The organism is Mesorhizobium sp. M0174 (genome assembly GCF_040322275.1).
Taxonomy (GTDB): Bacteria; Pseudomonadota; Alphaproteobacteria; order Rhizobiales; family Rhizobiaceae; genus Mesorhizobium.
In genome coordinates this window covers 123,898-143,284 of record NZ_JAMYTB010000008.1, presented here as the reverse complement: position 1 = coordinate 143,284, position 19,387 = coordinate 123,898, and the positions used below count along the sequence as shown (strand labels likewise).

The following is a 19,387-nucleotide window of genomic DNA, read 5'->3' as shown; positions in this document are numbered from 1 at the left end:
TCTTACCAGTAACCGAATTTTATTTGGTTTGACCCATGGTTTTCGAAACGATGGATCTCGAATGTTTAGCTCAAATATCGGTCGTCTTCGCTTTTTCTTCTATTCCGTGACTCTGCTGGTTGCGGAAATCGCGACCTTTGTGCTGTGTGTCGTGCTGACCATCGGCATCGAGGGCTTGGCCAATTCGAAACCAGGTCCTTCCAGGGAAGGGCTGGCCGCGGCCGTTCTCGTCGCCTCGCTGGTGATCGTTCTGTTCCGCGCGAATTTCGCCTGGCGTCGAAGCCGCGACGCGCAAGGGTCCGGTTGGATCCTTTGGTCGTATATCGTGTTCTCGACGCTGTTCGCGATCCTGCAGGCCGGCACTGTTCTTGTCGTAAAATTCGACGGCGAAGATTCGCATTCCGGTCTTAACCTGCTGGGATTAGCTCTTGTCGGGCTGTGGGCCGTCATCTTGGCGGCCAGGCCGGCGGGCGGTCGCTCTTCCGATATAGCGTCATCCCTGAGTTTCGACGATTTCGACCCGCCCGGGCCGCTACGCGGCACCGCGGCGCTCCATTCAGCGTCAGCCGCCGGCGTGACGGCCCAGGCTCCGCCCTACGCCATGCGCGCCGCACCGGTGCCGTCGAACCATCGCGCATCTCAACCTGCATCTCCGGCAATCGGCCGGCCGCGGGCCGGCGGCTTCGGCAAGCGGGGCCTTGTGTGACCCGTCTCGCCGCATCAAGGCCATGATGGTTCCACATAGAAGCGGCCGGGACAAAGCATCATTGGCCGAAGCAAAATGCATAGGCCGGCCTTCTCTCGTGATCTCGTTTTGTAATTCCCCAGCCCTTAGTGATTCCCAGCCCTTAGTGACTCAATGACCATGACCGATCCGTCGAGCGCCCGTCCGATCCTGATGTTCGATTCCGGCATTGGCGGCCTCACCGTGCTGCGTGAGGCGCGCGTCCTGATGCCTGACCGCCGCTTCATCTATGTCGCCGACGACGCGGCGTTCCCCTTCGGCGCCTGGGAGGAAACGGCGCTGAGAACACATATTCTGGAGTTGTTCGCTAGGCTGCTCGAACGGTTTTCGCCGGCCATTTCGGTCATCGCCTGCAACACCGCCTCGACACTGGTCATCGATGCGTTGCGCGAGCGGTTTCCCGGCCACCCTTTCGTCGGCACCGTGCCGGCCATCAAGCCGGCGGCGGAACGCACGCGCTCAGGCCTGGTTTCGGTGCTGGCGACGCCCGGCACCGTCAAGCGCCAGTACACGCGCGACCTGATCAGCAAGTGGGCGCAGAAATGCCACGTCCGCCTGGTCGGCAGCGACAGGCTGGCTGGATTGGCCGAAGCCTATATGCGCGATGGTTTTGTCGACGAGGACGCCGTGCGCGCCGAGATCGCGCCGTGCTTCGTTGAGCATGACGGGCTGCGCACCGACATCGTCGTGCTTGCCTGCACCCATTATCCTTTTTTGGCCAACCGCATGCGCAAGACAGCACCTTGGCCGGTCGACTGGCTCGACCCGGCCGAGGCGATCGCACGCCGCGCGCTGTCGCTGCTTGCCGATACCGAGGCCGCTTATCGCAGAGAGGCACTGCCGGAAGGGGCCGACCTTGCGTTCTTCACCTCGAACAGCGCCGATTTTCCGACGCGCCGGCTGATGCAGGGATTTGGCCTGGCGATATCCTGACCGCAAGCAATTTTCGCTTTGGGAACATCACACCAGACAATGCGTTTTCCTCTCATCGGAAACGGGAGAAACCATCATGCCAGCCACCTCAAAAGCCCAGCAGAAAGCGGCCGGCGCGGCATTGTCAGCCAAGCGCGGCGAGACCAAGAAGGGCGCGCTCAAAGGTGCGTCGAAGGGAATGTATAAATCCATGAGCGAAAAACAGCTCGAGGAATTCGCCGAGACCAAGCGCAAAGGCCTGCCGGAAAAGAAGTCGAAACACTGATCGACTGACCATTCTGGCGGCGGATGCCGGTCAATAAAAGGCCCGCGGCTGAGCCGCGGGCCATGAAGTCTCAACGGGCGAGGGCGAAAATTACCAGTTCCAGCCCCACCCGCAGCGCCGCACTTTGTAGCGGATGACCTTGCGATGACCGTGACGCCACACCACCTTTTTCTTGACCACGATGCGGCAGACCTGGTGATGCCTGTGCCCATGCCAATGCCGGGCCTGCGCTGGCTCGGGCGCGACCGCCATCGTGCCGGCCATCACCGCGGCTCCTACCAACGTAAGGAAGAACTTCTTCATGCGAATTCCTGCTCCTCTGACTTCAGTCCCTTCCTGATGCCGCTGGCGCAACCTCCCGCCACATCCGGCACGTTCTACAACCGTAACACTATCCGGTTCGGCGACTCGCGCCAGCCAGAAGCTTGACAGCGGTTAAATCTCCGTTTAACCAGCCCACCAACACCGGGCCGCAATGCCCGGTGGTTTTCTTTATGTGTGCAAGACGTTTGGGCAGCCGGTTTTACTTTCCCTATGTCTTGTTTGAAATGACGTGTCCCGTGGGTTTTCCGTCGCGTTGCGTGGAAAACCCTGTCAGGTCTCGAAAACGGAGGCCAGAGGAGGGCGCGTTTCCTTCACCCGGACCATAAGGTTCCGGGTGTGTTGTTTTGAAAGGGAATGCGATGAGCAAGCGCGAATCCGCGAAGTACAAGATCGACCGCCGTCTTGGCGAAAACATCTGGGGCCGCCCGAAGTCCCCGGTCAACAAGCGTGAATACGGCCCCGGCCAGCATGGCCAGCGCCGCAAGGGCAAGCTTTCCGATTTCGGCCTGCAGCTGCGCGCCAAGCAGAAGCTGAAGGGCCACTATGGCGACGTTTCGGAGAAGCAGTTCCGCAAGGTCTATGAAGAGGCGGACCGCCGCAAGGGCGACACCTCGGAGAACCTGATCGGCTTGCTCGAATCGCGCCTCGACGCCGTCGTCTACCGCTCCAAATTCGTGCCGACCATCTTTGCGGCGCGCCAGTTCGTCAATCACGGCCACATCAACGTCAATGGCAAGCGCGTCAACATCGGCTCGTACCGTTGCAAGCCGGGCGATGTCATCGAAGTGCGCGAGAAGTCGAAGCAGCTGGTCATCGTGCTGGAATCGGTGGGCCTGGCCGAGCGCGACGTGCCCGATTACATCGAGGCCGACCACAACAAGATGACCGCGACTTTCACGCGCATCCCCGGCTTGGCGGACGTTCCGTTTGCCGTGCAGATGGAACCGAATCTGGTCGTCGAATTCTATTCGCGCTGATCGGCGCGTTCGTCACGACAAAACCGAAGGCCGCCCCTCCAGGCGGCCTTTTCTTTCTTCGTCCTTTTCAGGGACGTGAGTCGGAAATCGATTTCGATTTTCGATCCGATGCGCTACTGCGGGCGGCAACAGGACTTTAGGGCCGACGCGCCGTGAACATGCAGCCAGACGCCAAAACGCTTGACCCGATCGCCGAGGCCGAAGGCGGCTTTCATCCGCTGTTTGCCGATGTGCCGTCCTCCGTCGAGTTCAACAAGCTGCGCAAGCGGCTGTTGCGGCTTGCCCGCCAGGCGATCGACGATTTCGCCATGGTGAGACCCGGCGACCGTTGGCTGATCGCTCTGTCGGGCGGCAAGGATTCCTACGGCTTGCTTGCCGTGCTGCTTGATCTCAAATGGCGCGGGCTGCTGCCGGTCGAGCTGTTGGCCTGCAATCTCGACCAGGGCCAGCCGAACTTTCCCAAGCACATATTGCCCGATTATCTCGACAGCTATGCCATTCCGCATCGCATCGAATATCAGGACACCTATTCGGTGGTCACCGACAAGCTGGCCGAGGGCAGCACTTATTGCTCGCTGTGCTCGCGGCTGCGGCGCGGCCATCTCTATCGCATTGCCCGCGAGGAGGGCTGCTCGGCGCTGGTGCTCGGCCACCACCGCGAGGACATACTGGAAACCTTCTTCATGAACCTGTTCCATGGCGGGCGCCTGGCCGCCATGCCGCCGAAGCTGCTCAATGACGAAGGCGATGTCATGGTGCTGCGGCCGCTCGCCTATTGTGCGGAAGCCGATCTCGAGAAATTCGCCGGCGCCATGAAATTCCCGATCATTCCGTGCGATCTGTGCGGTAGCCAGGAAGGTCTGCAGCGCAACGCCATGAAGGCGATGCTCGACGACATCGAGAAGCGCATGCCCGGCCGCAAGGACACGATGATCCGCGCCATGACCAATGTGCGGCGTTCGCATCTGCTCGACAGGAAACTGTTCGATTTCGCCGCCCTCAACGAAACCCTCACCACCAGGCGTCCCGATGACATTTGAAGATAGCGCGATCGACTGGCTTGCCGACCTTCTGTCGGAAGCCGCCGTCGCCGAGATCATGCCGCGCTTTCGCCGTTTGAGCGAGGGCGACGTCCGTCGCAAGACCTCGGCCGCCGATCTCGTCACCGAGGCCGACGTCAATGCCGAACGGCTCATCACCGCCAGCCTGCGCCAGCGTTATCCCCACGCAATGATCGTCGGCGAGGAGGCCTGCTCCGACGACCCGACGCTGCTCGACGGTCTCGGCGATGCCGAACTCGCCTTCGTCATCGACCCGGTCGACGGCACTTTCAACTTCGCCTCCGGCGTGCCGCTGTTCGGCGTCATGCTTGGCGTCGTGGTCAAGGGCAAGACGGTCGCCGGCATCATTCACGACCCCGTCGGCAAGGATTGGCTGATCGGCGTTAGTGGCGCCGGCAGCCATATCCGCCATGCCCATGGCAATCTGGAAAAGGTCCATGTCGCCAAACCGGCGCCGATGTCGGAAATGACCGGTGCGGTCTCATGGCACTATGTGCCCGAGCCGGACCGCTCACGTTTGGCGCGCAACCAGACTAAGTCGCTATCGCAGTTCAATTATCGCTGCGCCGCCCACGAATACCGCCTGCTGGCCAGCGGCCACGGCCATTTCGTCGTCTACAACAAGCTGATGCCTTGGGACCACTTGGCCGGCGTGCTGATCCATGCGGAGGCCGGCGGCCATGCCGCGCGCTTCGACGGCAGCGCCTATCTGCCGTCGCATGTCGGGGGTGGCTTGCTGGTCGCGCCGGACCGTGAGAGCTGGCGGGAGCTGCGCCGCGAGCTCTGGGCGGAATAGCTCTTCGCTGCCAAAGGTGTCCAATCTTGTGCGAAACCGGAGATCTCGAATGAAACCTCGGTCCGCAATTGTTGCAACGGCCTTTGCCCTTGCCTTGGTTGCCGGTGTCAATGAAGCAAGAGCTGGGGAACGCGCATGTCGCAGTCCCGACTCCGTCGACACCATAGACGAGATGTTCTCCGCAATCTTCGCCTGTTGGAAGCCGCCGCCCGGAACCGCGGGCATGACCCTGACGCTGCAGTTCTCAATTCGCCGAAACGGCACGCTTATTGGCAAGCCGCGCGCCACTTTCTCCCATCTAGGGGACGATGGTCCGCTCAACCGGGCCTTTGTGGCTTCCGTCCTCGAGGCGCTCGACAAGGCTCTTCCACTGCCCGTTTCCGACAGTATGGGTGGAGCAATCGCAGGACGTACGCTGTTCCCTCGCTTCACCGCGGTCAGTGAGGGTGCATCATAGGCGCACGCGCAATGTGTATTAAACCGGCGGGTTATGCGGCTGGAATAGTCTGCCGCGCTCGGCCAGCAGGATCATCAGCAGCGCCGCCACCGACACGCTGCAGAACCCGGCGGCCAGCGGCGTCACCGTGCCGTTGAAGGCTTGGCCGATTAGCGTGCCGAGAATGCCGCCAAGAAATGTCTGCATGAACCCAAGGATCGACGATGCAGTGCCGGCCAGGTGACCCAGCGGCTCCATGGCGAGCGCGTTGAAGTTCGCGCCCAGCGCGCCGAACGGGACCATGGCGCAGGCAAAGAAGGTAATGAAGAGCCAGAGCGGCATCTTTATTTCGATGGAAACGACCAGCCAGGCAAGGCTGATGGCCAGAAACAGCAGCAACGCGCTTTGCGACAGGCGGCGCATGCCGATGCGGCCGACGAGGCGCGAGTTGAGGTAATTCGAAAAAGCAAGTACGCCGGCAACCCCCGCGAAGATGACGGGGAACATCTCGCCGACATTGAATACGCTGACATAGATTTGCTGGGCCGAGGCGATGAAGCCGAACATGGCGCCGAAGATGAAGGTGCTGGCAAAGGCGTAGCAGAGCGCGATGCGGTTGGTGAGAACGATGCGGAAGCCGCCGATGATGGAGGACAGCGTCAGCGGCCGGCGATATTCGGGGTGTAGTGTCTCGGGCAGGCGCAGCAGCGACCAGGCGGACACGATCAGCGCGCCGGCTGCCATGGTGACGAAGATCACATGCCAGGTCGCAAACAGCATGATGAACTGGCCGATACCGGGCGCCACCACCGGAATGGCCATGAACACCATGAAGATCAAGGACATGACTTCGGCCATGCGCCTTCCGTCGAACGTATCGCGCACGATCGAGACGGCAATGACGCGCGTCGCCGCCGCGCCGATGCCTTGCACCGCCCGGCATAGCAGAAGCGTGGCGAATGACGGGGCGATTGCCGCAGCGCCGGCCGCCACGACGTAGATCACCAGCCCTGCGACAAGCGGCGCGCGGCGCCCGAAGCGGTCCGAGATCGGCCCGAAGAACAGCTGTCCGCCGCCAAAGCCAAGGATATAGGCGGTGACAACATATTGCCGGTGGTTTTCGTTTTCGACGCCAAGCGAAGCGCCGATCTGCTGCAGCGCCGGCAAAATAATGTCGATGGCCAGCGAATTGAGCGCCATCAGCGCCGCGCACAGCGCAATGAATTCCCAGCGCGGTATGGGCAAGGTGCTTGCCTTTTGCTGCGCTTGCGCTTGCTGATCCACGGCCAGTCCGATCCTCAAACGAAAATGCGCCGGCTGGCCGACGCATCCATTCGTTGATTGCCCGATAGCGGGCAGAACTTTTTGCCAAGGTGGGGCTGCCCCGGCGCTTAGCGCATGACCCCCGAAAATCGCAGGCGGAAGGTCATACGAGAAACAGAAGTTAGGCGGCGCCTTTGACGCTGACGCCCTTTTCGACGAGGAAGGTCTGCAATTCGCCCGCCTGGAACATCTCGCGGATGATGTCGCAGCCGCCGACGAACTCGCCCTTGACGTAGAGCTGCGGGATGGTCGGCCAGTTGGAATAGTCCTTGATGCCTTGCCGCAGTTCGGCCGACGTCAGCACGTCGACGCCCTTATAGTCGGCGCCGATATAGTCGAGGATCTGCACGACCTGGCCGGAAAATCCGCATTGCGGGAAGCCGGGCGTGCCCTTCATGAAGAGAACGACGTCGTTGCCCTTCACTTCATTGTCGATGTAGTCGTTGATGCCGCTCATGGAATACCCTTTCATGCCTGTGGGAGTCAGGCTCGAACATTACCCTTCAAATAAACCCATGGGTTGCGCGAAACAAGATGTTTGCCGCCTTGCCATGCAAATGGCGCAAAGGAACGTCTGATCTTGGGCCAAGAGCGTTGGCCACCATCTTTCCCGAGGCGCGATGAAAAGACGATATCTCGCCGGGTTCCTCCTCGCCGTTCTGTTCGCCGCACTGTCCTTGATCTGGTGGGCCAGGTCGCCGAGACAGCCATCTCTCGTCGTCGGCGGTGAATTACCGGCGCCGTGCCGCGACGCGAGCTTCGAGGCGGTCACCTATGTCGTCTGCGAAATCGATCTGCGCCACTATGACATCGGTGTGTTCCACGCAGACCTTGACGGCAAGGCTTTCGGTTCACTGGACAAATTCGACAGGGCGATGGCGGATCAGGGCCGGCCGGTGCTGCTCGCCATGAACGCCGGCATGTATCACCAAGACCTGACTCCGGTCGGCCTTCTCGTCGAAGACGGCCGGGAGAAGGCGCCGATCAACGTCGCCGACAGCGAAGGCAATTTCTTCCTGAAACCGAATGGCGTCTTCCTGGTCCGGAAGGACGGCAAGGCGGCGGTCATGGAGACAAGCGCCTTTGCTGCGACCAGACTGGACGTGATGTTTGCCACGCAATCCGGCCCGATGCTGGTGATCGACGGCCGGCTTCATCCCCGCTTCGAGCAAAACGGCACATCGCGCTATATCCGCAATGGCGTCGGCGTGCGTGACCAAAACACCGTCGTGCTGGCGATCTCGCGCTCTGAGGTCAGCCTCGGCAGCTTCGCGCGACTGTTTCGAGACGCGCTCGATTGCCCCAACGCGCTTTTCTTCGACGGGGCCGTTTCGGCGCTGTCGAACGGCGAGCGGATGATTGTTGGTGGAAAGTATCCGGCGGGGCCGATCATTGCCGTGACCGGTAAGAAGCTTGCGAGCCGGTAACTGCAAGAGAGCTCACTCCGGCACGCTGGTCTGCAGTGCAAGCGCGTGCAGTACGCCGCCCATGTTGCCCTTCAGCGCGTCATAGACCATCTGGTGCTGCTGGACGCGGCTTTTGCCGCGAAAGCTTTCGGCCACCACCTCAGCCGCATAATGGTCGCCGTCGCCGGCCAGGTCGCGAATGGTCACCTTGGCGTCCGGAATGCCTTCCTTGATCAGCCGTTCGATGTCGTGGGCGTCCATTGCCATATGAGGATTCCTTGTTCAGGTCGTGATCTCATAGATATGGTCGAAAAGGCGGATGAACCACACCGAAACGGCCCCGCTTGATCACATCACGGGTCCACGACCTCATTTGCCATGAAGCGAGGGAACCAGGATTCGTGGGCGGCGGTCAATTCGCTGACCGGTATCGCACGCGCCTCGCCCAGCTTCAATTCGCTGCCGCCGGTCGAGCCGATCCACGGTGCAAAAATGCCGAGTCTGCTTTGTTGTTCGCGAATGGCGTCCCATTCCTCGCTCTGCGGATCGATCGACAGCGTCAGCAGGTAGCGGCCCTGATCCTCGCCGAACCAGACGGGGATCGGATCCGTACCGATCAGGCCGGGAATGGTCGCGCCGATGCCGGAGGCCATCGCCATCTCGGCCAGCGCCACCGCTATGCCGCCGTCGGAAACGTCATGCGCCGCGGTAACGACACCGGAGCCGATCAGCGCCCGCACATGGTCGCCGACCCGCTTCTCGTGGTCGAGATCGACCGGCGGCGGCGGGCCGTCGGCGCGGTCATGGATGTCGCGCATGTAGGCGGACTGGCCAAGATGCGTGCCCCACATGGTCGGCGCGCCGACCAGCACGATCATCTGGCCTTCGGCGGCAAAGCCGATCCGCACCATTTTCGACCAGTCGGCAATCAGCCCGACGCCGCCGATGGTTGGTGTCGGCAGGATGCCTTGGCCGTTGGTCTCATTGTAGAGGGAGACGTTGCCGGAGACGATCGGAAAGCCAAGCGCCCGGCAGGCATCGCCGATGCCTTTCACGGCACCAACCAGCTGGCCCATGATCTCCGGCCGTTCCGGATTGCCGAAATTGAGGTTGTCGGTGGCCGCGAGCGGCAGAGCGCCGGTGGCGGTAAGATTGCGCCAGCATTCGGCAACGGCCTGTTTGCCGCCCTCGTAAGGGTCCGCCTCGCAATAGCGCGGCGTCACGTCGGAGGAGAAGGCGAGCGCCTTGGTCGGGTGGCCATCGACGCGCACGACACCGGCGTCGCCGCCGGGAAGCTGCAGGGAATTGCCCTGGATCAGCGTGTCGTACTGCTCCCACACCCAGCGGCGCGAGGAAAGGTCCGGTCCCCCCAACAGCTTGAGCAGTGCGTCGGCCACATCGGCTTGAGGTGCATCGCCGGCCAGCGGCGCCGGCTTCTTCGGTTCGACCCAGGGACGGTCATATTCCGGCGCCTGGTCGCCGAGATCCTTGATCGGCAGGTTGGCGACCTCATCGCCCTGGTGCAGCACGCGGAAGCGCAGATCGTCGGTGGTTCTGCCGACGATGGCAAAGTCGAGGCCCCATTTGTGGAAGATCGCCTCGGCCTGTTTTTCCTTTTCGGGGCGCAGCACCATCAGCATGCGCTCCTGGCTCTCCGAAAGCATCATCTCATAGGCGCTCATGCGCTCTTCACGCACCGGCACCTTGTCGAGATCGAGCTCGATGCCGAGGTCGCCCTTGGCGCCCATCTCGACCGCCGAGCAGGTGAGGCCGGCCGCACCCATATCCTGGATGGCGATAACGGCGCCGGACGCCATCAGTTCGAGGCAGGCTTCGAGCAGGCATTTTTCGGTGAACGGATCGCCAACCTGCACGGTGGGGCGCTTCTCGTCGATCTTATCGTCGAACTCAGCCGAAGCCATGGTGGCGCCGCCGACGCCGTCGCGCCCGGTCTTGGCGCCGAGATAGACGACTGGCAGGCCGACGCCCTTGGCCTCGGACAGAAAGATTGCGTCTGTCTTCGCGAGACCCGCGGCAAACGCATTGACCAGGATGTTGCCATTGTAGCGGGCGTCGAAATTGACCTCGCCGCCGACCGTCGGCACGCCGAAGGAATTGCCATAGCCGCCGACGCCGGAAACGACGCCGGCAACGAGGTGCCTTGTCTTGGGATGATCCGGCGCGCCGAAGCGCAGCGCGTTCATCGCCGCGATCGGCCGCGCGCCCATGGTGAAGACATCGCGCAGGATGCCACCGACCCCGGTCGCAGCTCCCTGATAAGGCTCGATGTAGGAGGGGTGGTTATGGCTCTCCATCTTGAAGACGACGCAGTCGCCGTCGCCGATGTCGACCACACCGGCATTCTCACCCGGGCCCTGGATGACTTGCGGCCCGGTGGTCGGCAGCGTGCGCAGCCACTTCTTCGAGGATTTGTAGGAACAATGCTCGTTCCACATCGCCGAAAAAATACCAAGTTCGGTAAAGCTCGGTTCGCGCCCGACCAGGTCGAGGATGCGCTGGTACTCGTCGGGCTTCAGCCCGTGCGCGGCAATGAGTTCAGGAGTGATCGGCACGGAATTGGAAATGGTCATGATCGGCAATTGTGTCCTTGGGATCGAGTCCCGTCTTATCGCAAGCTTTGCAGCCGATACACCCCCGTCGGATGACTAAAACGATGGAAAGCAACAGCTGACGGCAAGTAGCGAAAGATCGCCACTCGACCCGCCGGGTTCAAGCCGGTTCAGGAAAAGCTGTCGTAGCCGGCGCGGCCCTCGTCCAGAAGCCGCCGGATCACCGCGACGCCGTGCGCGATATCGTCCCGCTGTCGCGGCTGCGAGATGCCAAACCGCACGCCGTGAAAGGCCTGTTCGGAACGCCCTGCCTTGAACTCATCCTCGTCATCGATGAGCACGCCATGTTCTAGGCAAGCCTGTTTGAAAGTGCCGGAAAGCCACGGGTCGGGCAAAGTGAGCCAGACGAACGGCACATTGTCCAGCGCTTTGAAGTCGAAGCCGTCGAGTGTCTCGCGCACGATCGCGATGCGCGCACCGATCTCGGCAATGCTGCGCTTGCGCATCTCGGCGGCCTGACCGGACAGCACCAGCCGGCTGCCCACTTCCGCCAGCAGAAAGGGCAGGCCGCCCGTCATCATCTTATGGGCGACCCGGATGCGGTGACGGTAGGCCGGCGGGCAAGCGAGCCAACCGCCGCGAACACCCGCCGCGACCGATTTCGACAGGCCGCCGGCAACGATGGTCCGTTCGGGAGCATATTCGGCCATTAAAGGCGTTGGGTCATCGGTCAGTCCGCCATAGAGATCGTCCTCGATCAGGACGACGTTATATTGACGGGCGACATGCGCGATTGCTTCGCGGCGCGATGCCGACAGCGTTGTCAGCGTCGGGTTCTTCGCCGTCGGCATCAAAAAAATCATCTTCGGATGCTTTTGTGCGCAGACGCGCTCGAAATCCTGGGGATCTATGCCCTCGTCGTCAGCCGCCACCAGTGCGGTCCGGCGACCGATCAGGCCGGCACTGCGGGAGATCTGCGAATAGGTGAGGTGCTCGAAGACGACGTAGTCGCCGGGGGCGGTGAGTCCCGCAATGGTTGCCATCACCGCGGCGTGGGTGCCGAGCGTGGGAACGATTGCATCCGCCGCCGGGCGATAGGAATTGCGCGACAGCCAGCGTCTGCCCGCTTCCAACCAGCGGTCCGGGAAATCACGAGTATAGCTTGAAATCTCATGCGGATGGTCTTGCGCCGTGCGTGTCAACACGTCGGCGACGATGGCACCCTGGCCGACATCCGGTGCGGCCGTGCTATCGAAGCGCAGCTTGTCGCCGGGCGCATCCATATAGCGTGTGCCTTGTTCGACCGGCCCCAGGAAATCCGGCTTTGCGCTCTCCGACTGTTGAGCGATAACATAGGTTCCGCGGCCGACCTCGCCGCTGACCAGTCCCCGCTCGCGCAGCAATTGATAGGCCCTGCCGACCGTGCCGACGGTCGTGCCGATGTCGTATGCCAGATCGCGCTGCGGCGGCAGCTTTGCCCCTGCACCGATCAGGCCGCGGTCGATGTCCGTCTCGATGGAATCGGCAAGCCGCTGATAGAGCGGGCCGGTGCGGGCGGTCAGGTCCGGAAGCCAAGTTGTCATGGTGACAATTTTTTACATTGCACCGAAATGGGAGTCAATACATATGAAGCGGGCCGCACGAAAGGCACAATTGCAATCTTGGCAGAAAGACAATGGGTACAATAGAGACAATCCGCTACGCGGCAGTTGAATTGACCGGAAGCCGCTCGTCGGGCCGGAGATCCTATGTTCGCCGGATCGTGCAAGTGGTCACGTCATTCGTCCGATGGATCGATGGTCTGCTGGAGCGCCGGCGCAGTCGGCTGGTCCTGCTCGAGATGACCGACGATCAGCTCAAGGACATCGGTATCTCGCGCTGCGATGCCCATCGTGAAGGTCTGAGGCCGTTCTGGGACTGATGCGTTCGAGCGCTTCAGCGGACGCTCGCCGTCCTGAGCCGCGCGACGCCGCGGTCCACAAGCACCGCCACAATACATAGCACGAGAAAAAGCCCCGTGATGGCCACGGCCGAGACGGCGACGCTCGTCGCGCCGTTCTTGGCGACATTGAGGAACGGGTAGGGCACTTCGCCCGATATTGGCGCCCGCGCCAGTACATAGGCCAGATACGCGATCGGATAGATCATCCACCAGGAGATGTCACGCCACCGCGTCGAGCCGTCGGCGCCCGCCACAAGCCACCACAGCACGAACAACACCGGCGTCACATAGTGCAGGAGCACATCGCAGAGCAGGAACAGCCCTCGCGGCTGCCAAAGCTGCGCCAAGACCGTTGCATAAACGATGAGAACCAGCGTTATGGCGACGGCTACGCCCGCCCGCATCCGTGGGGCGGCAAAAGCCGGAAACCAGGCATAACCCGTTGACGACAGCAACGAGGCATGGACGAGCACCGCGCCGATATTGGTCAGGATGGTGAAGAAGCTGAAATAGAAGACCAGCGAGCCGACAAAGCCGCGGCCGGCTTCCATTGATGCCGGGACGGTGATGCAGAGCTGCAGGACGAGCCCGGCTAGGCCGACGACCAGACCGGTGATCTGCAGCAAGCGACCCATTGGGCTAGGCAGCAGCGCCACAGGCCGGATTGCCCGCCTGCCAGCGGGCAATGTCCGAGCCGATGCGGGCGCCGAGCGGTTCCGCCGTCAATGGGCCGAACACGTCGACGCGGCTCGAATTGCCTTGCGCCTGCACGACCAGCAACGGCTTTCCGCCATAGTGTTTGGCCGGCACCAGCAGGAAGCGCGGCGTGCCGCTGAACGAATTCAACTCGTTGGCCATCTGATAGGATTTGAACGCAGGGTCCTTGCTGGCGATCCAACATTTGTGGGCAGCTATTGCCACCTGCTCCATGGCAAGCAGTGACGCGCTCTTGCTCGCCGGCGCCGGCGTGCTCTTCGGGCTTGACTGGCAGGAGGCGAGTGCAAGCCCGGCGGCAGTGGCGATGGCGAGGCGCGTGGTCGTCGGTCTCATGGTCAAGCGGCGCCCATCTCGAGTTCGGACAGAAAGATCTTCAGACCGTCTGTCATCTCACCCCAGACGCGCGACAGCGCCGGATGCTGCAAGGCGATTTGCTCATAGGCATCGAATTTCGGATAGGCATCAAGCAGGTCGGGGCGGCCGATCGTCGCCCTGAAATTGTTGAAGACGAAGCGGGTCGGCGTCAGCCACGCATCGGCGAATGAGATGTCGTCGCCGAGTGCAAACGGGCCATGCGCCATGCGGGCTTCGATTGCCGCAAGCCCGTGATGCAATCGGGCGAACTGTGCGTTGATCTCCGCCTCGTTGCGCTGCGGCACGAAATAGAGCTCGAACAGCTTCATCGTGGGGGCGAGCACGTCAAGGTCGGTGATGCGGGCGAACATGCGCACCAGTGCCCGGTCCTTCGAATCCTTGGGCAGCAGCGCTGGCTCGGGAAAGCGCTCCTCCAGATATTCGGCAATCACCACCGATTCGACGATCGTTTCGCCCGAGCCGGTGATCAGCACCGGAATCCGGTTCAGCGGCGAGATGGCACGAAATGCCTCGGGGATGGGAAACCCAGGCGGCGGTGCAATGACCTTGAGCGGCACGTTCTTGATGTAGGCCAGCGCCCGCACGATCGACGAATAGGGCGACAACGGCCGCGAATAGAGTTTCATGACCGTCGCTCCAGGAGGAAAATTGAAGGCATCAAGCGGCGATGCCCAAGGCGCCTTCGAACAGCGCCCGGCCGTCGCTGCCGCCATGCGCCGCTTCGATCAGGTTTTCGGGATGCGGCATCAGGCCGAGCACGTTGCCGCGGCCGTTGACGATGCCGGCAATGTCGTTGATCGAGCCGTTTGGATTGGTGCCTTCGGCATAGCGGAACACCACCTGGCCTTCGCCTTCGAGGCGGGCCAAAGTTTCGGCGTCGGCAAAATAATTGCCGTCATGGTGCGCTACCGGTGCGCGGATGATCTGGCCCGGCTGGTAGCGGCGGGTGAACATCGTGTTGGCATTGGCGATCTGCAGCTTCACCTGGCGGCAGACGAATTTCAGCGAGGCGTTGCGCATCAAAGCGCCCGGCAGCAGGCCGGCCTCGACCAGGATCTGGAAGCCATTGCAGACGCCGATGACCGTGACGCCCTTGGCTGCCTTTTCGGCGACAGCCCGCATTACCGGCATGCGCGCGGCAATGGCGCCGCAGCGCAGATAATCGCCAAAGGAAAAGCCGCCGGGAATGGCGATCAGGTCGACATCGGGAATTTCGGTGTCCGTCTGCCAGACGGTGACCGGCGGCGTGCCGGAAATCTTGGTCAGCGCCGCGATCATGTCGCGGTCGCGATTGAGGCCGGGGAGCAGGACGACGGCTGATTTCACCTCAGGCGATCTCCACCGCGTAATTCTCAATCACCGTATTCGCCAGAAGCTTGTCGCACATGGCTTTCAGATCGGCCTCGGCCTTGGCCCTGTCGCCCTCGGCAAGCTCGACATCGAAAACCTTGCCTTGCCGCACCTGGCCGACGCCGCCGAAACCCATTGCGGACAGCGCATGCTCGATTGCCTTGCCTTGTGGGTCTAGCACGCCGTTCTTGAGGGTTACGGTAATGCGGGCCTTGATCACGCTGGACATGCTCCTGTTCACCTGTTGAGCGGGCAAGCCGTCAGTGCGGCTTGCCTTTGACGCCGTCGGTCGATGCGACCAGCACCGGCCCGGCCGGACGCGGCGGTTCGTTCTCGTTCATGATGCCGAGGCGGCGGGCAACTTCCTGATAGGCTTCGACCAGCCCGCCCATGTCGCGGCGGAAGCGATCCTTGTCGAGCTTGTCCTGCGTCGCCACATCCCACAGCCGGCAGGAATCCGGCGAAATCTCGTCGGCGACGACGATGCGCATCATATCGCCTTCGAACAGGCGGCCGCATTCGATTTTGAAATCGACGAGCTGGATGCCGACGCCCATGAACAGTCCGGAAAGGAAGTCGTTGACGCGAATGGCCAGCGCCATGACATCGTCGATCTCCTGCGGGCTCGCCCAGCCGAAGGCGGTGATGTGCTCTTCCGAGACCATCGGATCGTCGAGCGCATCGGCCTTGTAATAGAATTCGATGATCGAGCGCGGCAGCACGGTGCCTTCCTCGATGCCGAGACGCTTGGCCAGCGAGCCGGCGGCGACGTTGCGCACCACCACTTCGAGTGGAATGATCTCGACTTCCTTGATCAGCTGCTCGCGCATGTTGAGCCGGCGGATGAAGTGGGTCGGAATGCCCATCCGGTTGAGATGATTGAAGATGTGCTCGGAAATGCGGTTGTTGAGCACGCCTTTGCCATCGACGATTTCATGCTTCTTCTTGTTGAAAGCGGTAGCGTCGTCCTTGAAGAACTGGATCAGCGTGCCAGGCTCCGGTCCCTCATAAAGGATCTTGGCCTTGCCTTCATAAATGCGGCGGCGATTTTTCATCTGATTTTTCTCTGGATTTGCGGGCAGGCGGCAAGCGACCAGTTCCTGTCCGTCTGCCTAAAATAAGATGGCGACGGTGGGGTTCAATGCCGGTGTCTATCCCAATCGCACTGTTTGCTCAATCGGCAAATCCTTTCAATCAACCGCTTTCGGGGACCGAAATGCCGCAGCGCAGCAACCAATGTAGCATATTGACCGGCCGGCGCCCTTTTGGTTTGTGCTCCGGCAACACATATTGGCACGACGAATCGGATTTCACGGAGGGATGCCATGAGCAGCATGAAAGACCGCGAAGAGGGCTTTGAGCGCAAATTCGCATTCGACGAGGAACTTCGGTTCAAGGCCGCGGCACGCCGCAACAGAGCGCTCGGCCTGTGGGCTGCCGAAAAGCTCGGCAAGTCAGGCACCGATGCCGACGCTTATGCCAGGGAAGTGGTCGTCAGCGACATTGAGGAAGCCGGCGATCACGACGTTTTCCGCAAGATACGCAAGGATTTCGATGCGGCCGGCATTGAGCAGTCGGACCATCAGATCCGCCGCACCATGGATGAATTGATGGCGCAGGCGATCGAGCAGATCAAGAACACCTGATCCTTCTCGATACCGATCGAATGCTGGACCAATCGACCGCTCGGCCCAACCGGGCGGTTTTTCTTTGCCTTTGCGGTCATTTCCGGCTGAATTGTTGCAACCAAAGAGGAAATCGCCAATGTCCCTGAAGTCACGCCTTGCGGCCGACGAGACACTGTTCACCGCATGGTCAGGCGTGCCGGATGCTTTGACGGTCGAGATACTGGCCAGACAAGGATTCGACGCGGTTACGCTCGACATGCAGCATGGTGGCCATCACGAGGACAGCGTGCTGCGCGGGCTTCTGCCGGTGCTGGCCGCCAACAAGCCGGCTTTGGTGCGCATCCCGGTCGGCCGCTTCGACATGGCCAGCCGCGCGCTCGACTTCGGCGCCGAGGCTGTGATTGCGCCGATGGTGAATTCAGTGGCGGACGCAAGGCTGTTTGCCGCCGCCATGAAATACCCGCCGCTCGGCGAGCGCTCCTGGGGCCCCACCTATGCCTTTCCGCGCCATGGCAAGGGCGATCATGCCGACTGGCTGCGCGACAGCAACCAGCGCACCATGGCGTTCGCCATGGTCGAAACGCGCGCCGCGCTTGCTGCACTCGACGGCATCCTCGACACGCCGGGTATCGACGGGATCTTCCTCGGCCCGTCGGATTTCTCGATCGCCTGGTCGAAGGGGACCACCGTCAGCTCGACGCTGGAGAGCATGATGGAGACCGTCGCCTCGATCGCCGAGCGCACCCGCAAGGCCGGCAAGCATGCGGCGATCTACGTAATGGAACCGGCCATTGCCGGTCGCGTGGTGTCGATGGGTTACCGGCTGCTGGCGATGGGTTCGGAGCATTCGCTGATTTCGCTTGGGGCAAAGACCCTGCTGAGCAGCGTCAGGGATTCGATCGCTTCCTAGAGATCCGTCAGGAATTTCGCGAACGTCATCGAACCTTCGGGCCAGGGGCCGAAGCCGGAATCCGCGTTGAGATGACCGGCATCGCCGGCGTCGATGAACAGCGAGCCCCAGGCCGCGGCAATGTCCTCGGCGACGCCAAAGGCGCAGAACGGGTCGTTGCGGCTGGCGATCACCACCGACGGAAATGGCAGAGGATCGCGCGGATAGGGACCGAAGGTCATCAGGTGCCTCGGCTTTATCTTTGGATTGGCGACATCGGGCGGCGCCACGAAGAAAGCGCCGGCGACCGGTCGCTCGAACCGAGACAATGCCTGGATGACCGCGGCGACGCCAAGCGAGTGAGCGACAATGACGACCGGCCGCTCGGCCTCGTTAACCGCCTTGGCGACACCGGCCGTCCAATCCTCGCGCACCGGTTTCGACCATTCCGTCTGTTCGACGCGGCGCGCTGTCGATAGTTTCGACTGCCAGCGGCTCTGCCAATGATCGGGGCCGGAATTGGTGTAGCCCGGCACGATGAGAATATCTGCTTCCCTGACTTTCATGGCGCGCATGTAGCGAGAGGCGCTGTCGGGTGCAACCGGGTATAAACTCATTAGCGACATGCAAACGCACCTCTCATGAGCCCGGTCTGCTCGCTATTGTGAACACCTTGTTCGCTTCTTGCGCTCTTGTGTGAACGATACCGATCGACGATCTGTCGCCAGGAAAGAATGGCTGTTCCGAGATTTTGGCACGGACACGGCGTAGAATGATTGATGGCGCCGGGTTCCTCCCTTGGAAGCTTGTCGAGCGCCGGCTGAACGGAGCACTTTGATGAGCGAACTGCCTTTTGCCGCAACGACCCCGGTCAGCGTTGCCCGCGTCGGCTTACGGGCGCGCGATGCAGAAAATCTCGCTGCCTACTATCGCAAAGTCGTCGGTTTGCAGGAACTGAGCCGCGCCGGCGGCACGATTACGCTCGGCGCAGTCAATCGCCCTTTGCTCGACATCGAAGCGGATCCGGCTGCGAAACCCGATGACGCGCGCAGCGCCGGTCTTTTCCACACCGCCTTCCTGCTCCCTAGCCGGGTCGATCTCGGCCGCTGGATCAACCACGCCATCGCCGGCAAGATTGGCATCGAGGGCGCGTCCGATCATCTGGTCAGCGAGGCGCTTTATCTTACCGACCCGGAAGGCAACGGCATCGAGATCTATGCCGACCGCCGCCCCCAGGATTGGAAATGGAATGGCGACAAGATCGCGATGGCGACGGAGCGGCTGAACATTCCGTCGGTCATTGCCGAAGTGCCGGCCGGTGATGTCGGCTGGCAGGGCGCGCCGGAAAACAGCATTATCGGCCACGTCCATCTGCGGGTCGGCCGACCGGAAGAAGCCGAAGCATGGTGGCATCAGGAGTTCGGTTTCGACACCGTGGCAAAATACGGTGGCGCGGCGGTGTTCTTGTCGTCCGGCGGCTATCATCACCACATTGGCGCAAATGCGTGGCAGAGCGCGGGTGCCGGCCGCCGCGATCCCGCCCGCTCCGGCTTGGCCTGGGTCGAGATGCGTTCGGACAATGTGGCTGATGCAACGACCCGCGAGGATCCGTGGGGCACGGTGATCAGGACCGTTCCCGGCAAGGCGTAG

At 61.9% G+C, this 19,387-nt stretch carries 25 protein-coding genes; 12 read left to right on the top strand and 13 right to left on the bottom strand.

The window, feature by feature from the left end; translation table 11 throughout:
• The first annotated feature begins 61 nt into the window (after nucleotides 1-61).
• The 3 genes from NKJ13_RS18460 to NKJ13_RS18450 all read left to right on the top strand — a co-directional run bounded on the left by NKJ13_RS18460 (nucleotide 62) and on the right by NKJ13_RS18450 (nucleotide 1,943).
• Nucleotides 62-706 (top strand): DUF805 domain-containing protein, encoded by a 645-nt coding sequence (locus tag NKJ13_RS18460; protein ID WP_352506433.1) that lies wholly within the window; start codon nucleotides 62-64, stop codon nucleotides 704-706.
• Between the two features lie 159 nt (nucleotides 707-865).
• Complete coding sequence (gene murI / locus NKJ13_RS18455; RefSeq protein WP_352477507.1) at nucleotides 866-1,678, top strand: glutamate racemase; 813 nt, start codon at nucleotides 866-868, stop codon at nucleotides 1,676-1,678.
• A gap of 76 nt (nucleotides 1,679-1,754) precedes the next feature.
• Nucleotides 1,755-1,943 carry a DUF3008 family protein gene (locus tag NKJ13_RS18450; protein ID WP_023674705.1) on the top strand — a complete coding sequence of 63 codons (189 nt, stop codon included), beginning with the start codon at nucleotides 1,755-1,757 and terminating at the stop codon, nucleotides 1,941-1,943.
• Between the two features lie 90 nt (nucleotides 1,944-2,033).
• Here the strand turns inward: NKJ13_RS18450 and NKJ13_RS18445 are convergent, their stop codons facing one another.
• Nucleotides 2,034-2,246, bottom strand: a complete 213-nt coding sequence (locus NKJ13_RS18445; RefSeq protein WP_023674706.1) for a hypothetical protein — start codon at nucleotides 2,244-2,246, stop codon at nucleotides 2,034-2,036.
• 380 nt (nucleotides 2,247-2,626) lie between these two features.
• On the opposite strand from NKJ13_RS18445, the gene rpsD reads away from it, so the two are divergent.
• From rpsD to NKJ13_RS18425, 4 genes are all read left to right on the top strand, one after another.
• Complete coding sequence (rpsD, locus tag NKJ13_RS18440) at nucleotides 2,627-3,244, top strand: 30S ribosomal protein S4 (protein WP_352506432.1); 618 nt, start codon at nucleotides 2,627-2,629, stop codon at nucleotides 3,242-3,244.
• Nucleotides 3,245-3,402: 158 nt separating this feature from the next.
• Complete coding sequence (ttcA, locus tag NKJ13_RS18435; RefSeq protein ID WP_352506567.1) at nucleotides 3,403-4,284, top strand: tRNA 2-thiocytidine(32) synthetase TtcA; 882 nt, start codon at nucleotides 3,403-3,405, stop codon at nucleotides 4,282-4,284.
• Nucleotides 4,274-5,101: an inositol monophosphatase family protein gene (locus tag NKJ13_RS18430; RefSeq protein ID WP_352506431.1), complete on the top strand. Its 828-nt coding sequence runs from the start codon at nucleotides 4,274-4,276 to the stop codon at nucleotides 5,099-5,101. Before ttcA ends, NKJ13_RS18430 begins: the two co-directional genes overlap by 11 nt.
• A 49-nt stretch (nucleotides 5,102-5,150) precedes the next feature.
• Complete coding sequence (locus NKJ13_RS18425; protein WP_254817643.1) at nucleotides 5,151-5,558, top strand: UCP034077 family protein; 408 nt, start codon at nucleotides 5,151-5,153, stop codon at nucleotides 5,556-5,558.
• An 18-nt stretch (nucleotides 5,559-5,576) separates the two neighbouring features.
• On the opposite strand, the gene NKJ13_RS18420 is transcribed toward NKJ13_RS18425, so the two are convergent.
• Nucleotides 5,577-6,776, bottom strand: coding sequence for a multidrug effflux MFS transporter (locus NKJ13_RS18420; protein ID WP_502899823.1), 1,200 nt, complete (start codon nucleotides 6,774-6,776; stop codon nucleotides 5,577-5,579).
• A 205-nt stretch (nucleotides 6,777-6,981) separates the two neighbouring features.
• A complete protein-coding gene (gene grxD, locus NKJ13_RS18415) occupies nucleotides 6,982-7,317 on the bottom strand; it encodes a Grx4 family monothiol glutaredoxin (RefSeq protein ID WP_023674712.1) in 336 nt (111 codons plus the stop codon).
• A gap of 163 nt (nucleotides 7,318-7,480) precedes the next feature.
• Here grxD and NKJ13_RS18410 point away from each other — a divergent pair, with 163 nt between their 5' ends.
• Nucleotides 7,481-8,287 carry a phosphodiester glycosidase family protein gene (locus NKJ13_RS18410; RefSeq protein WP_352738035.1) on the top strand — a complete coding sequence of 269 codons (807 nt, stop codon included), beginning with the start codon at nucleotides 7,481-7,483 and terminating at the stop codon, nucleotides 8,285-8,287.
• A gap of 12 nt (nucleotides 8,288-8,299) precedes the next feature.
• Here the strand turns inward: NKJ13_RS18410 and NKJ13_RS18405 are convergent, their stop codons facing one another.
• The 3 genes from NKJ13_RS18405 to NKJ13_RS18395 all read right to left on the bottom strand — a co-directional run bounded on the left by NKJ13_RS18405 (nucleotide 8,300) and on the right by NKJ13_RS18395 (nucleotide 12,419).
• Nucleotides 8,300-8,533, bottom strand: coding sequence for a BolA/IbaG family iron-sulfur metabolism protein (locus NKJ13_RS18405; RefSeq protein ID WP_023798252.1), 234 nt, complete (start codon nucleotides 8,531-8,533; stop codon nucleotides 8,300-8,302).
• A gap of 86 nt (nucleotides 8,534-8,619) precedes the next feature.
• A complete protein-coding gene (gene purL / locus NKJ13_RS18400; RefSeq protein WP_352738037.1) occupies nucleotides 8,620-10,857 on the bottom strand; it encodes a phosphoribosylformylglycinamidine synthase subunit PurL in 2,238 nt (745 codons plus the stop codon).
• Nucleotides 10,858-11,006: 149 nt separating this feature from the next.
• Entirely contained in the window at nucleotides 11,007-12,419 is a 1,413-nt protein-coding gene (locus NKJ13_RS18395; RefSeq protein WP_352506428.1) for an aminotransferase-like domain-containing protein, read from the bottom strand.
• 92 nt (nucleotides 12,420-12,511) lie between these two features.
• Between NKJ13_RS18395 and NKJ13_RS18390 the strand changes: the two genes are divergently transcribed.
• A complete protein-coding gene (locus NKJ13_RS18390) occupies nucleotides 12,512-12,757 on the top strand; it encodes a DUF1127 domain-containing protein (protein ID WP_352738039.1) in 246 nt (81 codons plus the stop codon).
• A gap of 14 nt (nucleotides 12,758-12,771) precedes the next feature.
• Here the strand turns inward: NKJ13_RS18390 and NKJ13_RS18385 are convergent, their stop codons facing one another.
• The 6 genes from NKJ13_RS18385 to purC are packed head-to-tail and all read right to left on the bottom strand — an operon-like array spanning nucleotide 12,772 to nucleotide 16,275.
• Nucleotides 12,772-13,413 (bottom strand): Pr6Pr family membrane protein, encoded by a 642-nt coding sequence (locus NKJ13_RS18385; protein ID WP_352738041.1) that lies wholly within the window; start codon nucleotides 13,411-13,413, stop codon nucleotides 12,772-12,774.
• A 4-nt stretch (nucleotides 13,414-13,417) separates the two neighbouring features.
• Nucleotides 13,418-13,828, bottom strand: coding sequence for a hypothetical protein (locus tag NKJ13_RS18380; RefSeq protein WP_352738043.1), 411 nt, complete (start codon nucleotides 13,826-13,828; stop codon nucleotides 13,418-13,420).
• 2 nt (nucleotides 13,829-13,830) lie between these two features.
• Nucleotides 13,831-14,496: a glutathione S-transferase family protein gene (locus NKJ13_RS18375; protein WP_352738045.1), complete on the bottom strand. Its 666-nt coding sequence runs from the start codon at nucleotides 14,494-14,496 to the stop codon at nucleotides 13,831-13,833.
• Nucleotides 14,497-14,527: 31 nt separating this feature from the next.
• Nucleotides 14,528-15,196 carry a phosphoribosylformylglycinamidine synthase subunit PurQ gene (gene purQ, locus NKJ13_RS18370; protein ID WP_352738048.1) on the bottom strand — a complete coding sequence of 223 codons (669 nt, stop codon included), beginning with the start codon at nucleotides 15,194-15,196 and terminating at the stop codon, nucleotides 14,528-14,530.
• Between the two features lies 1 nt (nucleotide 15,197).
• The gene (gene purS / locus NKJ13_RS18365) at nucleotides 15,198-15,440 is read right to left on the bottom strand and encodes a phosphoribosylformylglycinamidine synthase subunit PurS (RefSeq protein ID WP_352477508.1); all 243 of its coding nucleotides are present in this window, start codon (nucleotides 15,438-15,440) and stop codon (nucleotides 15,198-15,200) included.
• Between the two features lie 40 nt (nucleotides 15,441-15,480).
• On the bottom strand, nucleotides 15,481-16,275 hold the full coding sequence (gene purC, locus NKJ13_RS18360; protein ID WP_023674725.1) for a phosphoribosylaminoimidazolesuccinocarboxamide synthase: 795 nt from the start codon (nucleotides 16,273-16,275) through the stop codon (nucleotides 15,481-15,483).
• Between the two features lie 270 nt (nucleotides 16,276-16,545).
• Between purC and NKJ13_RS18355 the strand changes: the two genes are divergently transcribed.
• Both NKJ13_RS18355 and NKJ13_RS18350 read left to right on the top strand, forming a co-directional pair.
• Nucleotides 16,546-16,866, top strand: coding sequence for a DUF1476 domain-containing protein (locus tag NKJ13_RS18355; RefSeq protein WP_352506423.1), 321 nt, complete (start codon nucleotides 16,546-16,548; stop codon nucleotides 16,864-16,866).
• Between the two features lie 118 nt (nucleotides 16,867-16,984).
• A complete protein-coding gene (locus NKJ13_RS18350; RefSeq protein ID WP_352738050.1) occupies nucleotides 16,985-17,758 on the top strand; it encodes an HpcH/HpaI aldolase family protein in 774 nt (257 codons plus the stop codon).
• Here the strand turns inward: NKJ13_RS18350 and NKJ13_RS18345 are convergent.
• Nucleotides 17,755-18,303, bottom strand: a complete 549-nt coding sequence (locus tag NKJ13_RS18345; protein WP_352477510.1) for an RBBP9/YdeN family alpha/beta hydrolase — start codon at nucleotides 18,301-18,303, stop codon at nucleotides 17,755-17,757. The two genes, NKJ13_RS18350 and NKJ13_RS18345, sit on opposite strands and share 4 nt — an antisense overlap.
• Before the next feature lie 271 nt (nucleotides 18,304-18,574).
• On the opposite strand from NKJ13_RS18345, the gene NKJ13_RS18340 reads away from it, so the two are divergent.
• On the top strand, nucleotides 18,575-19,387 hold the full coding sequence (locus NKJ13_RS18340) for a VOC family protein (protein ID WP_352738052.1): 813 nt from the start codon (nucleotides 18,575-18,577) through the stop codon (nucleotides 19,385-19,387).

Excerpts from the sequence above, each read along its gene's own strand:
- ttcA (WP_352506567.1), top strand. The coding sequence starts at position 3,403 with ATGCAGCCAGACGCCAAAACGCTTGACCCGATCGCCGAGGCCGAAGGC.
- NKJ13_RS18460 (WP_352506433.1), top strand. The coding sequence starts at position 62 with ATGTTTAGCTCAAATATCGGTCGTCTTCGCTTTTTCTTCTATTCCGTG.
- NKJ13_RS18385 (WP_352738041.1), bottom strand. The coding sequence starts at position 13,413 with ATGGGTCGCTTGCTGCAGATCACCGGTCTGGTCGTCGGCCTAGCCGGG.
- murI (WP_352477507.1), top strand. The coding sequence starts at position 866 with ATGACCGATCCGTCGAGCGCCCGTCCGATCCTGATGTTCGATTCCGGC.
- NKJ13_RS18375 (WP_352738045.1), bottom strand. The coding sequence starts at position 14,496 with ATGAAACTCTATTCGCGGCCGTTGTCGCCCTATTCGTCGATCGTGCGG.
- NKJ13_RS18340 (WP_352738052.1), top strand. The coding sequence starts at position 18,575 with ATGAGCGAACTGCCTTTTGCCGCAACGACCCCGGTCAGCGTTGCCCGC.
- NKJ13_RS18380 (WP_352738043.1), bottom strand. The coding sequence starts at position 13,828 with ATGAGACCGACGACCACGCGCCTCGCCATCGCCACTGCCGCCGGGCTT.
- NKJ13_RS18450 (WP_023674705.1), top strand. The coding sequence starts at position 1,755 with ATGCCAGCCACCTCAAAAGCCCAGCAGAAAGCGGCCGGCGCGGCATTG.
- NKJ13_RS18395 (WP_352506428.1), bottom strand. The coding sequence starts at position 12,419 with ATGACAACTTGGCTTCCGGACCTGACCGCCCGCACCGGCCCGCTCTAT.
- NKJ13_RS18410 (WP_352738035.1), top strand. The coding sequence starts at position 7,481 with ATGAAAAGACGATATCTCGCCGGGTTCCTCCTCGCCGTTCTGTTCGCC.
- NKJ13_RS18350 (WP_352738050.1), top strand. The coding sequence starts at position 16,985 with ATGTCCCTGAAGTCACGCCTTGCGGCCGACGAGACACTGTTCACCGCA.
- rpsD (WP_352506432.1), top strand. The coding sequence starts at position 2,627 with ATGAGCAAGCGCGAATCCGCGAAGTACAAGATCGACCGCCGTCTTGGC.
- NKJ13_RS18390 (WP_352738039.1), top strand. The coding sequence starts at position 12,512 with ATGGGTACAATAGAGACAATCCGCTACGCGGCAGTTGAATTGACCGGA.
- purC (WP_023674725.1), bottom strand. The coding sequence starts at position 16,275 with ATGAAAAATCGCCGCCGCATTTATGAAGGCAAGGCCAAGATCCTTTAT.
- NKJ13_RS18405 (WP_023798252.1), bottom strand. The coding sequence starts at position 8,533 with ATGGCAATGGACGCCCACGACATCGAACGGCTGATCAAGGAAGGCATT.
- NKJ13_RS18445 (WP_023674706.1), bottom strand. The coding sequence starts at position 2,246 with ATGAAGAAGTTCTTCCTTACGTTGGTAGGAGCCGCGGTGATGGCCGGC.
- NKJ13_RS18425 (WP_254817643.1), top strand. The coding sequence starts at position 5,151 with ATGAAACCTCGGTCCGCAATTGTTGCAACGGCCTTTGCCCTTGCCTTG.
- grxD (WP_023674712.1), bottom strand. The coding sequence starts at position 7,317 with ATGAGCGGCATCAACGACTACATCGACAATGAAGTGAAGGGCAACGAC.
- NKJ13_RS18345 (WP_352477510.1), bottom strand. The coding sequence starts at position 18,303 with ATGAAAGTCAGGGAAGCAGATATTCTCATCGTGCCGGGCTACACCAAT.
- NKJ13_RS18355 (WP_352506423.1), top strand. The coding sequence starts at position 16,546 with ATGAGCAGCATGAAAGACCGCGAAGAGGGCTTTGAGCGCAAATTCGCA.
- NKJ13_RS18430 (WP_352506431.1), top strand. The coding sequence starts at position 4,274 with ATGACATTTGAAGATAGCGCGATCGACTGGCTTGCCGACCTTCTGTCG.
- purL (WP_352738037.1), bottom strand. The coding sequence starts at position 10,857 with ATGACCATTTCCAATTCCGTGCCGATCACTCCTGAACTCATTGCCGCG.